This is a genomic window from Flavobacterium ajazii, assembly GCF_010614725.1.
In the GTDB taxonomy this organism is placed as follows: domain Bacteria; phylum Bacteroidota; class Bacteroidia; order Flavobacteriales; family Flavobacteriaceae; genus Flavobacterium; species Flavobacterium ajazii.
On the sequence record NZ_JAAEHL010000004.1, the window covers coordinates 437,827 to 453,538 of the forward strand.

A 15,712-nucleotide genomic window follows, 5' to 3' on the forward strand; every position below is an offset into this window, starting at 1 on the left:
GTCTTTTTTTCTGAATTACTTTCATAAAATCTAACTGCATAATCATTTTCGAAACAATAGTAAAAAACCACGTCAATTTTACGACCAAATAGAAAAAGAATGAATCTTAAGTTTAGTCATATAGATATTTTAGTTAATAATCTTGAATCAGCTTGTAATTATTACGCAAAAACACTTGGTGCAGAGATCTCAAAAAAATTCACCTGGAAAAGAAAGGAACTTCATGTCACATATGCTGTTGTAAAAATTGGTCAGGAACGATTTATGCTTGTAGAACCTTTTTCAGGAAATTTAAAAAATCTGTTAGATACCAAAGGCGAAGGAACGATATATCGCCACTGCTATTCTACTCCTGATATTGAAGCCGTTTTTGATGAATTAACAGCTTCAGGTGTTCAACCAGAGGACGAAAATGGAAATCCTTTATCAAAAGAAAGCCTAAATTCCCCTAGTGGAGTCAGAATTATTTGGCTTCCAAAACGTTTTGGTGAATTTTCAATTGAAATACTTGAAGAGACAGGTCTTCAACAATTTATGACAGAAGCATTTTCAGCATCTTAATCTATTATTCTATATTTTAAACAAACAAAAGGCGTTCGAATTGAACGCCTTTTGTTTGTCTTTACTTCCACTTCAAAGTCTCCATCAGCCTCTGCATATCATTTTTGATATAACTTGCAGCCGGCATAACCGAATCAAAATTAGGTTTGGTGTAAAAATAAACTGATCCTGTAATGAAATGCTTTGTACTATCTGTCACATAAAATTGTGAGTTAGTCGCTGCATTTCCGTTTACCTGATAAAACATTCCGTATACTTTTTTTTCAGGGTTTAAATACGGCTGTTCTAATATGTCATCAGCTTTTATAACATGCTCGTAAGTTAACTTTTGAGCATCTCTCAACAGTTTATCTATATTATTATTTACAGGCTTATAGGTCAAATAAATTGTTGCCTTCATTTTTGGATATGTAATAGCAAACCCGCATTCCTTTTCACCCTTAATTACAGCCGCTTCATTCATTTGAAAAGAAAACGGACATGTATTTTCAAAGTTTACATATTTAGCTACCGGATAATCCAAACGTAAAAAACCGGCCGGTTTTGGCAGCACATCATCTTTACAACTTACAACAGTCAGGCTCAGTAAAATTACTGCTATCCAAATTGTTTTTTTTAACATCTTATTCTATTGTTACTTTTATTTGTTTAATACGTTTTTTATCAACTGCTTCTATAGTAAAGACACAATTCTCAAACGTTACTTTTTGGTCTTTTTTAGGAAAATTGCCCAGAATTTCAAGTATAAAACCAGCCAATGTTTCTGCCTCACCTTTGTGTGATTCAAAAAGATCTTCATCAACATCGATAATTCTGTAAAAATCCTTCATATTGATTTTTCCCTCAAAAAGAAAATTCTTTTCATCGATTTGAGAAAAATTCAAATGTTCATCATCAAATTCATCACTGATATCTCCTACGATTTCCTCAATTACATCTTCTAAAGAAACCAAACCAGAGGTTCCGCCATATTCATCAACTACAATCGCCAAATGGCTTTTCAGGCTCTGAAAATCTTTCAATAGATTATCCAACTTTTTATTCTCAGGAACAAAAAAAGCTTCTCTGATTAGAGTTGTCCATTCGAATTCTGTTTTATCTATATGAGGCAATAAATCCTTAACAAACAAAACGCCTTCAATCTGATCAATATTATCACGATAAACCGGAATTCTCGAAAAACCTGTTTCAATTATTTTTGGATAAATCTCAGCAAATGTTTCTGATATTTCCAATGCAAAAATATCAATTCTCGGACTCATTACCTGTTTAGTATCTGTATTTCCAAAAGAAACAATTCCTTCTAAAATCTTTTGTTCTTCTGTCGAAGTCCCTTCAGAATCTGTCAATTCCAACGCCTGTGAAAGTTGATCAACCGAGAAATTTGTTTTTTGTTTCCCTAATTTATTGTGCAAATATAGCGTAACAGCCCGCATTGGCAAACTTACAGGAGAAAGTAATTTATCCAAAAAAGCAATTGGATAAGCTACACGTTTGGCAAATTTTATATTATTGCGGCTAGCATAAACTTTAGGAAGAACTTCCCCAAAAAGAAGAATCAAAAAAGTAACCACAATTACTTCCAAAATAAACTTTAATAAAGCCGAATTAACCTCTTCAAAGATATTTCTGCCGATAAATGAAAACAGAATGACCACTCCAATATTTAAAAAATTATTGGCTACTAAAAGTGTCGCTAAGAGTTTTTTGGGTTTTTCTAAAAGGTTTGAAATTATTTTTCCCTTCGAATTATTTTCCTGCAATGTATCCTCGATATCCTTTTGAGACAGGGAGAAAAAAGCAACTTCAGCACCTGAAACGATCGCTGATAAAAAAATTAAAATAAAAATTCCGACAAAACCAACAATTAAATTGTTGTCGGGAGATGCAAAAAGTAAACTGGGCTCCGGGTCCAAATTAAAAAAGATTAGTTAAACAATCAAAAAGGCAAATCGTTGACTGGCAAGCCTTCATTGGGATTTTCAAAGTTAGTGTTTTTTGTCGATTCAGAAGCCTGATGTTGTTTATGCTCTGTTTCTTTTTTAGTTGTCAAAAAGGTAAATTCGGTTACCTGAATTTCAGTGGTATATTTTGTGGTTCCGTCTTCAGCCTGCCATTGTCTTGATTTTATGCGGCCTTCCACATATATCTTATCTCCTTTTGAAAGATATTTTTCGCAGATTTCAGCGGCTTTATTTCGCACAACCAGATTATGCCACTCTGTCGAGGTAATTTTTTCATTTGTTGTTTTATTAATATACACTTCGTTAGTTGCCAGCTGAAAACGGCCAATACAGTTGCCTCCGTCAAAATAATGCATTTTAACGTCGTCTCCCAAGTGGCCTATCAACATTACTTTATTTAATGTTCCATTCATGATATAACATTTGTGTTTGTATCAAAGATACTTTTTTTTAACGACTTTTTTCCTCGTTTTCAATAAAATTATAAATAACAACCGGAAAAGGATACAACTTTAATTCATTATAATTCAAACCATTAACCACTACATCACTTACTTTTACTTTCCAAAATTGTATATGCAAATGTTGATGCGAAAGCTTATGAATTACTGTTGCATGCGAACATTCCTCAACTCCAGTAATCGCATATGAAGACAAAATTCCCTGCCGTATTGTTTTCGAAACAAAATCAAAATCGACAATTTCATTCGTTTCCAGCAACGGAAATTCGTATAAGTTGTGCCATATACCTTTTGATGTACGCTTCTGAATCAAAGTATTTCCCAAATCATCTTCTAATACCAGATAATTAAAGAAGCGATTTGTAATTTTTAGTTTTTTAGATTTTACAGGCAGAACACCTACCTTCTTTTTTTGCAAAGCCAGACAGCTTTCATTAAAGACACAAACAGAACAATCCGGATTTTTAGGAACGCACTGTAAAGCACCAAACTCCATAATCGCCTGATTAAAGATCGCTGGATTTTCCTTCGGCATCAATTCGTATGCAAGCTCAGTAAATTCTTTTTTTGTTGCCGGTAAAGCTATATCTGATTCAATATCAAAATAGCGTGAAAGCACCCTGAACACATTTCCGTCTACCACCGGTACAACTTCATTATAAGAAAAAGAAGCAATTGCGGCTGCTGTGTATTCTCCAACTCCTTTTAGTTTCAACAACTCTTTATATGTAGGAGGAAAAATACCGTTTAAATCATTTGCTATAAACTGAGCGGTTTTATGCAGGTTTCTAGCCCTCGAATAATATCCTAATCCCTGCCAGAGTTTTAAAACTTTCTCTTCATCAGCATTTGCCAGCTCAAAAACAGTAGGAAATTCCTTTGTAAAAGAAAAAAAATAAGGCATTCCCTGAGCTACTCTTGTCTGTTGAAGCATAATTTCTGACAGCCAAATGTGGTACGGATTGGTTGTTTTTCGCCAGGGTAAATCGCGTTTGTTTTGTAAATACCATTTTATCAGCGTGTTATGAAAATCCATTTAAAAATACTTAGAAAACAAAAGTAAATGTTTATGTAATTAAAATTTAACGAATTAGCTTGATTAATTATTTTTTTAATTCCTATATTTGCAAACTCAAAAAAATAGTACATCATTTATAAAATAAAATAGGAAAGAAAATGACGAAAGCAGATATCGTAGCGAAAATTTCAGAGAAATTAGGTCTTGAAAAAGGAGATGTTCAGGCAACAGTAGAAACTTTTATGGAAGAAGTTAAAACTTCATTAGAAACTGGTGACAATGTTTACCTAAGAGGTTTCGGAAGTTTCATCGTGAAAACCAGAGCTGAGAAAACAGGAAGAAACATTTCTAAGAATACCACAATCAAAATTCCTGCACACAATATTCCTGCTTTTAAACCTGCAAAAGTTTTTGTAGAAGGAGTTAAAACAAACAACGAAGCAAAATAATACTATTAATTAACATAAAATCTGACACGATATGCCAAGTGGTAAAAAAAGAAAGAGACATAAGGTAGCGACTCACAAACGTAAGAAAAGAGCGAGAGCTAACCGTCACAAAAAGAAAAAGTAGTTTTAAACTACTTTTTTCTTTTTAAACGTTCATTGAAATTTGGGAAATTTCAAAAATTCCAAAAAAGAAAATCCAAAATCCAAAAATTAAGGCTTCAAAGCCGATTTTAACTGGTATTTGGAATTTAAAAATTGAAATTTAATTTTTCCCTCCGGGTTAATACCTGTTAAAAATATTGTTTAATCCATCCTTGTAGAAGTTGATGGTTTTTGGTTCTTGGTTTTTGGTTCTTTTACCAACAACTATCAACAAACAACCGACAACCAATTCACGGATAAAAATTTACAGTGTGAATAAAGAATTAATCATTAGATCTAGTTCTGAAGCCGTAGATTTTGCCTTATTAAAAGATGGAAAACTAATTGAATTACACAAAGAACAAGAGACAAGCAACTTTCAGGTTGGTGATATTTTTATTGCCAAAATACGAAAACCGGTTGCCGGACTTAATGCTGCTTTTGTAAATGTAGGCTTCGAAAAAGATGCTTTTTTACATTATCACGATTTGGGTCCAAACTTAGCTTCCCAACTGAAATTCATAAAACTTGTAAGCGCAGGTAAAATAAAAGATTTCTCCCTAAAAACCTTTCAGTTTGAAAAAGAGATTGACAAAGATGGCATCATTACTGATATTTTAAGTGCCAATCAATCTGTCTTAGTCCAAGTTGTAAAAGAACCTATATCTACCAAAGGTCCAAGAATAAGCGCTGAGCTTTCACTGGCAGGAAGATTTATTGTTCTGGTTCCTTTTTCTGATCGTGTTTCTATTTCGCAAAAAATAGAAGACAAAAAAGAAAAGGACCGTTTAAAAAAACTTGTTCTATCGATCAAACCTAAAGGATTTGGTGTTATTGTTCGTACAGTAGCCGAAGGCAAAAATACAGCCGAATTAGAAAAAGATTTGCAGAACCTGCTTGGCAGATGGACTGCAATGTGTAAAAAATTACCAACTGCTCATCATCCATCCAAAGTATTAGGAGAACTTAACAGAGCTTCTTCAATATTAAGAGATGTATTTAATGATACCTTCAGCGGTATTCAGATAGATGATGAAGAGTTGTACAATCAAACGAAGGATTATCTGCAGGAAATTGCACCTTCAAAACAATCAATTGTGAAGTTTTATCAATCAAACGACACTCCAATTTTTGAGAAATACAATATAGAGAGACAAATCAAAACTTCTTTTGGCCGAACTGTTTCCATGAGTAAAGGTGCTTATCTTATCATCGAGCATACAGAAGCATTACACGTTATAGACGTAAACAGCGGAAACCGTTCGAATAAAGCAACCAATCAGGAAGACACTGCCATGGAAGTAAATATGATTGCAGCAGCAGAAATCGCCAGACAATTACGTCTTCGAGATATGGGCGGAATCATAGTAGTTGATTTTATCGATATGTCTAATCCTGAAAACAGGAAAGTCCTGTTCGACTTCTTGCGAGAAGAAATGAGCGACGATAAAGCAAAACATAAAATATTACCGCCGAGTAAATTTGGTTTGGTCCAGATTACAAGACAGCGCGTAAGACCAGAAGTGAATATCAAAACCAGAGAGGAAGATCCTAACAAACATAATGGTGAAATTGAAGCTCCAATTTTAATCATTGACAGAATCACCGCTGATTTAGAAAGACTTTTAAAAACCCACAATAAAGTTGTGCTCAATACACATCCGTTTGTGGCTGCATACCTCAGCAAAGGTTTTCCATCATTACGTTCAAAATGGTTTTTTGAACATAAGAAATGGGTGAAAATCATACCTCGTGACGCTTACACGTACTTAGAATACCATTTCTATGATAAAAAAGGAAATGTTATTTCAGAATAAAAACAAAACCGCTTTTCGTGAGATTGGCGGTTTTTTTTATGTCTTTTTATAGCCACGAATTAATTTTATAATTGTAGTGAAAATTAAACAAATTTTTATTGTCCTCCTGAGCGAATTCAAAGAACCCTCACGTAAAAAAGGATTTCGACTCCCCTCAGCCTTACAATCGGTGGTGCTTTTTGGAATTTAGAATTTTAAAAATTGGAATTTAATTCATTTTTTATCCCTTACGATCTCAATTTTTCTTCTAATTTCATTTCCAGAAGCATCTACAACTGTAATATAATGTGTTCCGGTTGTGGGCGTAATAGGAAGTTCGTGAAAGGTTTTTGTAGTAGCCTTATAAACATCATCAACATACCAAAACAGTTCTTTATCTCTTTCAGAATAAGCCACTTTTAAAATTACGGGCTGCACATTACTATTAAAATCTTTTGTCAAATAAATTTTACTATTGGCTTTTGGATAAATAAAATCCATTGTTGTTATCTGTGTTCCTTCACAACCTTCTTTAAATGGAGGCAGTGGCAGATATTCTATGTGCTGGCTTTTGTAATACCAAGCCATAACGGGAGGAAGTACAAACCAGTTTCTGGTTACTATATTATCTATATTTTCACAACTGCTATTAACTTGAAACTGCTCTGTTTTGTCCAAATGAATCATTCTATGGTACGGACAAACTTTGGTCGATTTCCCTTTTTTGGCAACCCATTGTTTGATTTTTGGACAATTGTCTTTTGCCAGATAACCGCTTAAACGGCAAGCCTCAACCTCAGCCAAATCTTTATACGGCGTATCAAACCATCTTTGCCTTGGCAGTAAATTAAAAACATCAAATAAAATAGGCGCTGCACTAGTTACACCTGTTAAAGTTGGTCTTCCCTCTCCTGTTGCATTTCCAACCCAAATTCCAACCACATATCTTGAATTAGTTCCAATGGCCCAAGCATCTCGATTTCCGAAGCTTGTTCCTGTTTTCCATGCAATTTTAATCGAACTGTCATAAAACTTCCAGGCTTCGTCTCCTTCAGGCCTGTTAACTTCTTCCATCGCGTTATAAGTCAACCAAATTGATCCTGCACCCAAAATATTCTTCTGGTTAGTTTCTGAACCAAAATCGGGCTTAAAATCGTTTTTATAATTGAGTTCTGTAAATTCGTTGATTCGGTATTGCCCTTTATTTTTAGTATAATAATTAACTGTAGATGAAAGATTAGCATAAGTTCGGCATAAATCCCATAAATTACTTTCTGCACCTCCCAAAATAAGTGACAATCCATAATGATCTGGGGTTTTATTAATGTTCTTCAATTTGAATTTTTGAAGTTCTTCATAAAACTTACTTACTCCATATTCCTGAAGCATTAAAACTGCCGGAATATTTAAAGATCTTGACAACGCTCGATGTGCTGGAACGGCTCCATCAAAAGTCAGATTAAAATTTTGAGGGGTATAACCTGAAATCTGTGTTGGAATATCTGCCACTAAGGTATTCGGCAGCAATTCACCTTCATCGAGCATAGCACCGTATAAAAGCGGTTTCAAAATACTTCCTGTACTTCTTGGCGCATCAATGATATCAACATCTTTTTGATGATCGCTATCTGTGGGCGAATTCCCAACATAACTGATCACATTTCTACTCTCCACATCAATGATTAAAACCGCCAGATTGTGTACTTCATTTTGTTTGTACTGATTGTAATAATATTTCGCAATTTGATTTACTCTGTTTTGCAATGCATAGTCTACAGTAGTTTTTACCCTTGTTCCTTCTTCATTTTTAGCCACTCGCTGCAACAAATGAGGTGCAATCTGCGGTAGATCATATGGTTTTTGAGGCAAAGGTTCTTCTATAGAAAGTTCGTATGTCTGCTTGTCAATAATTCCTTCCTGATGCAATTTTAATAAAAGCCGGTTTCGTTTATTCAGTAATTTAATTTGATTTTTTCCGGGATAAATTAAACTTGGCGCATTAGGTAAAACGGCCAAAACTGCATTTTCTGCCCATGATAATTGATTCGACTGAACGCCAAAATAACGCCATGAAGCCATTTCTAGCCCCACAACATTTCCTCCAAATGGCGCATGCGCTGCATACATTTCGAGAATTTCGTTTTTAGAATAACCTAACTCTAATCTTGTAGCGAGAATTATTTCTACTAATTTTTCAAAGTAAGTTCTGTTTTTTCCTTTTCGGGAAAGTCGAATAACTTGCTGCGTTAATGTACTTCCTCCTCTGACTACTTTCCCTGCTTTTTTATTTTGTTTAAAAGCATTTAACATTGCAACCGGATTAAATCCTGGGTGCTTATAGAAGTATTCGTCTTCAAAATACACAATGCATTTTTTGAATTTATCTGGAACACTATCCTGAGCCGGAAAACGCCATTGCCCGTCGCGGGCAATTTTAGCCCCAAGCAATTCCCCCTCTTTGCTCTCTATTACGGTAGAATAAGGTTCTTTGAATAAAGTTCGAGGTATCGAAAAATAGTAAATCAGCAAGAGCAGAAATGCAATTGCTGATTTTATTTTGTTTCTTTTTATCCAGTTTATAATGCGTTGAAGAAACGCTTTTAATTTATTTTTCAATCCTTAATTTTATTGTTTCGTATCCTAACAGGTTTTAAAAACCTGTTAGGTATTCTTTATCTACTCCTAAAAGAAAAAATCTAAAATTAATACCTTATCAAGATACCTAACAGGTTTTGGAAACCTGTTAGGATAACCAATACAATTTCCTATTCATCCTGTAAATTAATCTCATTAAGTACTCCTTCATAAATCAATCGTCTTTCATCATGGCAAAATATGAAATTTTCTACATCATCAAACAATTCAAGAATAAATTGACGATCAATATTATTTGGTTTACTTGACAAATATGAACGCCAAGATGAATGTTGATATGATTGAAAATCTTTAGAAAATTTATGTTTTACGGGATTCAAATGAACATAAACGATCAGCTGCTTTAAATAACTTTCATTTTCAATTCTATTCCTTTGTAAATGTTCCTGAAAAAGACTACCGTTTCTCCCATACATTTTATTTATACTTTTAGAATAAGAATTAAATAAATTCGAAAATGGAAGATGAATTTTTTCTTTAACCTTTTCAGGCAGATCTGTCTTATCTTTTATTCTTAAGACTACATGAAAGTGATTCTTTAATAAACAATAGGCATAAATATCTGCAATTGGTAAAATGTATTTTTTAACCTTTTCGAGAAAATATTTATAGTTTTTCTCTTCTAAAAAAATATTCTCATTATTGTTCCCTCGATTATAAACATGGTAATACTGCCCAGCCTCAAAAACATCTTTTTCCAAAATATTACTCTTTTTTATTATCCTAACAGGTTTCCAAAACCTGTTAGGTATCTTTTTAATTTATTCTTTTATATTCAAAATTAGATAAATACCAATAAGTTTTGGAAACCTGTTAGGTATCTTTTAATTTATTTCTTTATATATTCAAAACTTACAAATGAATGCCTAACAGGTTTTAAAAACCTGTTAGGATACATAAACTTATATAACACTTATTTCACCACCTCAACCCAGAATCCTTTTGTTCTGGCCAAGAAAGTATTATCATACATGGCTTCACATTGTAACCCTGGCAGATAATAATTTCCTAAATAAGAAGCATTCAACAGAATTCTAAATACTTTTGTTTCTCTGGCTTTCATTCCGAAATAGAAATTAGTTCTGTCGTCGCGAATGTCAATGTAATCTGCAATATTGTTTACAGCATCACCGTAATCGGTAAAACGAGTATTTACAATTTCAAATCCAGAAGGTAGAATTTGTGATAATGCAACGTTTTGAACACTTTCTCCTCTTTGGTTTTTAATTGTTACTTCTGCAACAAATTCAGTTCCCTGATTGATTCTTGAAACATTAATTACACTTCCTTTTCTGTCTTTGAATACGATAGAAGCCGTAACATCGCTTTGAACCGCGTTTTCTTGCCCGATTGGAAGAATTCCTGTATTCAAGACGCGAACATAAACCGTATTCGCTTTATTATTTTTCAGCGTGATACTGTTTGTACCAGAAGCAACAGACAAACTGCGATCTGCTACCGATTTTCCTGTGTTAATAGTTTCTCCTTTTCCGTTTTTACTAAACTGAATATTGATTCCTTTTGGACCGTTGCTTACTGCAAATTTCGACATGGCATACAAGCAATAAGCCGTCGTCTGCGTACTCATCCATTGATTAGCCGACATTTCTTTGGCCAGTTTTGTCGCTGTCACAAATGCTTTTTGTTTTTGATCTAGAAGAAGCATCGTTTCAAGAGCCATCGCTCTGTTTCTTTCACTTGAACCGTAATAGTAATAACTATATCCATCAGAACTTCCATCAATACTCGTTTTTAAAAACAAATTTTGTCCAGCTGATTTCTGACCCGCTAAAACATAAGCAGCAGCTAAACGAAGCATACTTTCATTAGAAATCCCTTTAGTTTCTCTAAGCCTATTCATAGAAGAAAGATCAGCACTTCCTGCTAAAGCCAAAGTATACAAACGATAGGCCTGAGCTAAATCATTTCCGTATTTCGGTTCGAAACGCCATTGTTTTGCTTCTTTCTGCTGGTACGACAGCCATTTTGATTTAAAATTAATTGGCAGTACATATCCTTTTTTCTCTGCTTCAATCAAGAAATGTCCGGCATAAGAAGTTCCCCAGTCATCTGCAATTGCATTTCCTTGCCAGTAAGGCATTCCGCCGTTTGATAGCTGGAAATTACCCAATCTTGCAATTCCCGCAGCGATATTTTTCTGAATCAGATCTTTTCGTTTTGCATCAATATCGGCTACATCTCCTAAATACAATTGAGGAAAAACTGATGAAGTGGTCTGCTCTACGCAACCATGAGGATATTGAATTAAGAACTGTAATCTTCCATTAAGATTCATTGACGGCATAGACGAAACTTCCAATCTCGCCTTGTTGCTTCCTGCAATACCGAATGTTTTCCATGAAATTGTTTTCGAGCTATTTGGTGTTAAAACAATATCTGTAAATGTACTCGTAACCGGATTTGGATTGGTCATGTCAATTTCAACATCATAAACCGATTTCTCGCTTCCCGATGTGGCAATAACCTGAACTTTTGCAATTCCTGTTGCAGAACCAACCACTAAATTGAAATACGCCATTTTCTCATCAGGCTGTGCGAAACTCAGTTTTTGAACTGCACTTCCCATTACTTTCAACCCGTTGCTTGTTTTTACCTGAATCGAAACATTTTTGATTTTGCTTTCTGTAGCAAAAACAGTTACCGGCAATGTAACTTTTTCTGATGGCGAAATCTTTCTCGGCAGTGAAGCTAAAACCATCAGCGGACTCTTAACTTGAGTTGCTTTTTCAGCACTTCCATAAGCGCTTGTCGCTGCATCTCCTGCCACCACCATTGTTCGAACTGAACCAATATATTTTGGAAGTTTTAACTGATGTGATTTTGTTTCGCCTTTATCCAGCTTAAATGGACCATAATATAATACAACAGGTTTAAAACGGTTTGCTTTTTTAGCTTTTCCGCCACCTAAATCCTGATCTCCACCAATACTGAAAATCTGATTTATTTTTCCGCCGTAAGCACCAATTACATCATCGTAAATATCCCAGGTTTTTACGCCCAAAGCTTCACGAACATAGAAACTATCCCATGCATTTGGTGTTTTAAAACGAGTTAAATCTAAAAGTCCTTCATCGACAACTGCGATGGTATAGGTCATTTCTTTACCAGATTTCTCGCCTACTTTAACCGTAAATGGCTGTTCTGGTCTTAATACATCCGGCATATTCAGCGTTGGTGCCAGAATAGTATTTTTATCTACCACTTCGATTGGAACAATTCCGTACATACGAATAGGAGAATCATTTTTGGTTGAGGCATGAGGCTGTAAAAGCGTAATATTGAAATATACATTAGGCGCCATAGCACCTGTAATTGGAACCTCAACTTTTGTTTCTCCTTTTTTCGTTTCTGCCCAAATCGTCTGCACTACTCTCGAACCATTTTCAACAGAAATTAAGGCACGCCCGCCTTCACTTGAAGGGAATGAAATCTGTGCTTTTTCTCCCACTGCATAATTTTTCTTATCGGTAGAGAACACTAACATATTAGCTGTAGAAGCGTCTCTATTACGTGTTTTTCCAGACCAGATTGGCCAGTCGATATTTACGGTTAAAGAAGCTGCATGTCCGCTTTCGCCATCTTCTACACGAATTAAGTAACGCCCCCACTCTTCATCTGTCAAAGCAAATTGGAAACTTCCTTTTCCACTAGAGTCCGTATTGATGACAAATGTTTTATAGGATGTTGTAGCATTTGACGAATTGTAATTTGATAAATTATCGCTTGAAGAATCCCACCACCATCTCCAGTCTACTTTGTAAACTCTTACTTCGAGATTACGAACTGATCTAGGTCTTCCGTTTTCATCAACCGTTACCACATCAAAACGATTATTTGTTCTGGTTTCAAGCATGCTGTACTTGTTCAGTTCTGGCGTTTTAAGTCCGACATAGGTTTTGTATGGAGAATAAGTAGTAGACATCACATCGGTGCTAAAATCGCCTCCTTCTTCGTACACTTTTGTAATGAATGAAGCACGGAGCATTCCTGGTGCCTGACCTTGTAATCTTGGCTGAATATTTACCGAAGCTTTTCCATTTTCATTCAATTTCCCAGAAAAAACATTCATCTCTTCTGTACTGAATTGACGTGCCAGATCATCAAAAGTATATTTTTCATAGCCTTTAAAAGTGGTGGTCTGCTGCGAGAATTTAGCCTGCATTTCTACATTTAAATTCTTAGCAATCGCTCCATGGAGCCATGTCACTTCTAGATTATCTGTATTTGGATAAGATGCTGAAAGTGTTTTTCGGCTAAATGTATTTTTGATTTTTAAACGATTTGGTTTAATCGTTTCTATTTTAATACTCTTATAGAATTTTGCCCCTCCAACGCTAACCATGGCTTCCCAATTTCCTGTTGGGGCATCTTGGTTTGTTGGCACTGTAAAAGCGTAATGATTGAGATCATTTGTTTTTTGAACCGTTTGATAAACTGTTTTACCATTCGGATCATTTAATCGGAATTTAATCGGGTGCGATTTCGGAAGTTTATTCGCCGCATCATTCAAAATAAATGACAGATACAAATTATCTCCTGGACGCCAAACACCTCTTTCTCCGTAAATAAATCCTTTAAGTCCTTTTTGCAATGTCTCTCCTGCTACATCAAAATTACTTACCGATAATGAAAGTCCATCGTCCAACTTCACGTAAGTCGATTGATCTCCTAAAGTCACGATGGCGAAATAGGCAAATTTATCTAACTGAAAAGAGGCAATACCTTCACTACTGGTTGCCTCAGTTGCTATTTTTTGCTGTTGGAAATTGTACAAATCAACTCTTGCGTTTGATACCGGTTCTGTCGTAACAATATTGTTTACAGCAAATAAATACGATTTGTTTTCGCCTCTTTTGGCAATAACGCCTAAATCTGTTGCTAAAATATTGGTTGCAATTCTGGCATTGTAGTAGTAAGAACCAGTACAAGGATCCTGACTTTCTCTCCAATCGTAATCATCATAATAGTAATAATCGTCGTAAGAGTTGCCACTGTAATTTACGTCGTTCTCATCCACTTCTTCTTCCTCTGCTTCATCGTCACTGCTATCTGATGTTTCACATTTGTACAATGAATATTTCTTTTTGTAGACAAATTCTACTCTGTAAATCGCACCCGGTTCTGGTTTGATTATTTTAGATAAATCTAAAGCATAGGTATTCCATTTAGAAAGATTTACGAGCGTGCTTTCCCTTAAATTCAAGGTTGTTTTTGCTATTGGCTGTGCTACTTTCTTGAGATTCTGTCCACCGTTTAATTCATTATATTGAAGAAACTGCAGGATATTGTTTTTGTAGATTTTATACACTTTTACATCGACAGCGCTTAAGTTTACGGCTTCGAAATTCAGTTTCAAATTATTGGAGCTTGGCAGTATCGTTCCGTTTTTAACAAAGCGGACATTTGGTTTTATCTGGTCAAAAGAGATTTTCTCTGTATAATTGTTTTCTAGTTTTTTACCGTACTGACTTTCGATTCCTTGAAAAATTTCCAATAATAATTCACCTGTAACGACTTGTTCTGGTTCTTCGTCTGGAACATATTCAACGACTTCTTCTACAACTGCGGCGGCTGAATCGACTGCGACAGCAGCTGAATCAACTACAACTGCGGCAGAATCTACAGCAACTGCAACGGGTTCTTCTACTGCTACCGTTACTGGTTCTTCCTTTTTAGGCGCATTTTGATTGGTAAAATATACTTTTAGTAAATTTCCTTGTGTCGAAAATTTCAGATTATTGGTGTTTTGAATCGAAACCAATCCGGCAAAATCCTGTCCTTTCTCTAATGGTTCTGAGAAATTGATTAGAACCTGTTGATTGTTTCCGTCTGGAACTTCAACTTTTATAACTTTAAACTCGTTGATACTGGTAATCGGAAAATCGATTTGTCCTTTTTGGTCAATATCAAAATCATTCCCATCATAGATAATCTCTAAGTTGGATGCTTCTGACTGACGCTGAATGCTGTCAATTATAAAACGGAATTCTTTTGCAGGTCCGTTTGTTTTCTCAAACTTAATTTTAAGATTGTTTCCATTATGTTTGGCCTCAACCAGCTTTTGAGCTGTTTCCAAATCAATATTATCGGCTGTTTTTAAAACACAATTTAAATACTGATATTCTTTACTGTATGATTGAACGTCGCCTGTATTGATAGTAAAATCCTGTTTTACGGTTTTGACTGTAAAATTGAATTTAGACAATTCTTTTTCTTTCTCTTTTGGAATGGCCGTCAGTTTATCTAAGTTTAAAGTAACCTGATATTCTGTTCCCATTTTTAATTTTTTCTCCGGAATAAAAGCTAAAGTATTTGTTGAAAGCGCAATCACTTTTCCACTTACGCTTGGTGAAATATCAAACAAATCGTCGTCTAATTCCTGATTCGGTTTCCAATCGTTTTTGTCGAAAGCCAAAACCACACGAATATCAGAATCTGCCGAAACGATACCGCCAGTAAAACTGGTAATGTAATCTTTGAATAACGAAAAATCGGAATTGAAATCTGCAGCTGATTTACGTCCGCAGGATTGAAAAATAAAAAACACAAAAAATACGAGAGATAGTCCTTTTGCTTTCACTTTTATTTAGAGTTAAATGGTTTACAATTTAAAAATTAACACGAATTACCCGTTACAGCCATAACA

The 15,712-nt window shown here is 34.8% G+C and carries 10 protein-coding genes; 3 read left to right on the top strand and 7 right to left on the bottom strand.

What is annotated here, in order from left to right; all coding sequences use genetic code 11:
* Positions 1 to 99 precede the first annotated feature (99 nt).
* Positions 100 to 561, top strand: coding sequence for a VOC family protein (locus tag GWR14_RS09840; protein WP_163408854.1), 462 nt, complete (start codon positions 100 to 102; stop codon positions 559 to 561).
* 61 nt (positions 562 to 622) lie between these two features.
* Here GWR14_RS09840 and gldD read toward each other — a convergent pair whose 3' ends face one another.
* From gldD to mutY, 4 genes are read right to left on the bottom strand one after another with little or no spacing between them, the layout of a single operon-like run.
* Complete coding sequence (gene gldD / locus GWR14_RS09845) at positions 623 to 1,183, bottom strand: gliding motility lipoprotein GldD (RefSeq protein ID WP_163408855.1); 561 nt, start codon at positions 1,181 to 1,183, stop codon at positions 623 to 625.
* Position 1,184: 1 nt separating this feature from the next.
* On the bottom strand, positions 1,185 to 2,477 hold the full coding sequence (locus tag GWR14_RS09850; RefSeq protein WP_163408856.1) for a gliding motility-associated protein GldE: 1,293 nt from the start codon (positions 2,475 to 2,477) through the stop codon (positions 1,185 to 1,187).
* 23 nt (positions 2,478 to 2,500) lie between these two features.
* Positions 2,501 to 2,938 (bottom strand): single-stranded DNA-binding protein, encoded by a 438-nt coding sequence (locus GWR14_RS09855; RefSeq protein WP_163408857.1) that lies wholly within the window; start codon positions 2,936 to 2,938, stop codon positions 2,501 to 2,503.
* Positions 2,939 to 2,975: 37 nt separating this feature from the next.
* Entirely contained in the window at positions 2,976 to 4,022 is a 1,047-nt protein-coding gene (gene mutY, locus GWR14_RS09860) for an A/G-specific adenine glycosylase (RefSeq protein WP_163408858.1), read from the bottom strand.
* 140 nt (positions 4,023 to 4,162) lie between these two features.
* Here mutY and GWR14_RS09865 point away from each other — a divergent pair, with 140 nt between their 5' ends.
* Positions 4,163 to 4,453 carry an HU family DNA-binding protein gene (locus GWR14_RS09865; RefSeq protein ID WP_007805026.1) on the top strand — a complete coding sequence of 97 codons (291 nt, stop codon included), beginning with the start codon at positions 4,163 to 4,165 and terminating at the stop codon, positions 4,451 to 4,453.
* A 413-nt stretch (positions 4,454 to 4,866) separates the two neighbouring features.
* Positions 4,867 to 6,411, top strand: a complete 1,545-nt coding sequence (locus GWR14_RS09870; RefSeq protein ID WP_163408859.1) for an Rne/Rng family ribonuclease — start codon at positions 4,867 to 4,869, stop codon at positions 6,409 to 6,411.
* A 213-nt stretch (positions 6,412 to 6,624) separates the two neighbouring features.
* On the opposite strand, the gene pbpC is transcribed toward GWR14_RS09870, so the two are convergent.
* The 3 genes from pbpC to GWR14_RS09885 form a co-directional block, all read right to left on the bottom strand.
* Positions 6,625 to 9,006 (bottom strand): penicillin-binding protein 1C, encoded by a 2,382-nt coding sequence (gene pbpC, locus GWR14_RS09875; protein WP_163408860.1) that lies wholly within the window; start codon positions 9,004 to 9,006, stop codon positions 6,625 to 6,627.
* Between the two features lie 149 nt (positions 9,007 to 9,155).
* Positions 9,156 to 9,746, bottom strand: coding sequence for a transposase (locus GWR14_RS09880; protein ID WP_163408861.1), 591 nt, complete (start codon positions 9,744 to 9,746; stop codon positions 9,156 to 9,158).
* Between the two features lie 212 nt (positions 9,747 to 9,958).
* Entirely contained in the window at positions 9,959 to 15,646 is a 5,688-nt protein-coding gene (locus tag GWR14_RS09885) for an alpha-2-macroglobulin family protein (RefSeq protein WP_163408862.1), read from the bottom strand.
* Positions 15,647 to 15,712: the final 66 nt, after the last annotated feature.

Coding starts and splice junctions, on each gene's coding strand:
- mutY (WP_163408858.1), bottom strand. CDS start 4,022: ATGGATTTTCATAACACGCTGATAAAATGGTATTTACAAAACAAACGC.
- GWR14_RS09855 (WP_163408857.1), bottom strand. CDS start 2,938: ATGAATGGAACATTAAATAAAGTAATGTTGATAGGCCACTTGGGAGAC.
- GWR14_RS09840 (WP_163408854.1), top strand. CDS start 100: ATGAATCTTAAGTTTAGTCATATAGATATTTTAGTTAATAATCTTGAA.
- GWR14_RS09865 (WP_007805026.1), top strand. CDS start 4,163: ATGACGAAAGCAGATATCGTAGCGAAAATTTCAGAGAAATTAGGTCTT.
- gldD (WP_163408855.1), bottom strand. CDS start 1,183: ATGTTAAAAAAAACAATTTGGATAGCAGTAATTTTACTGAGCCTGACT.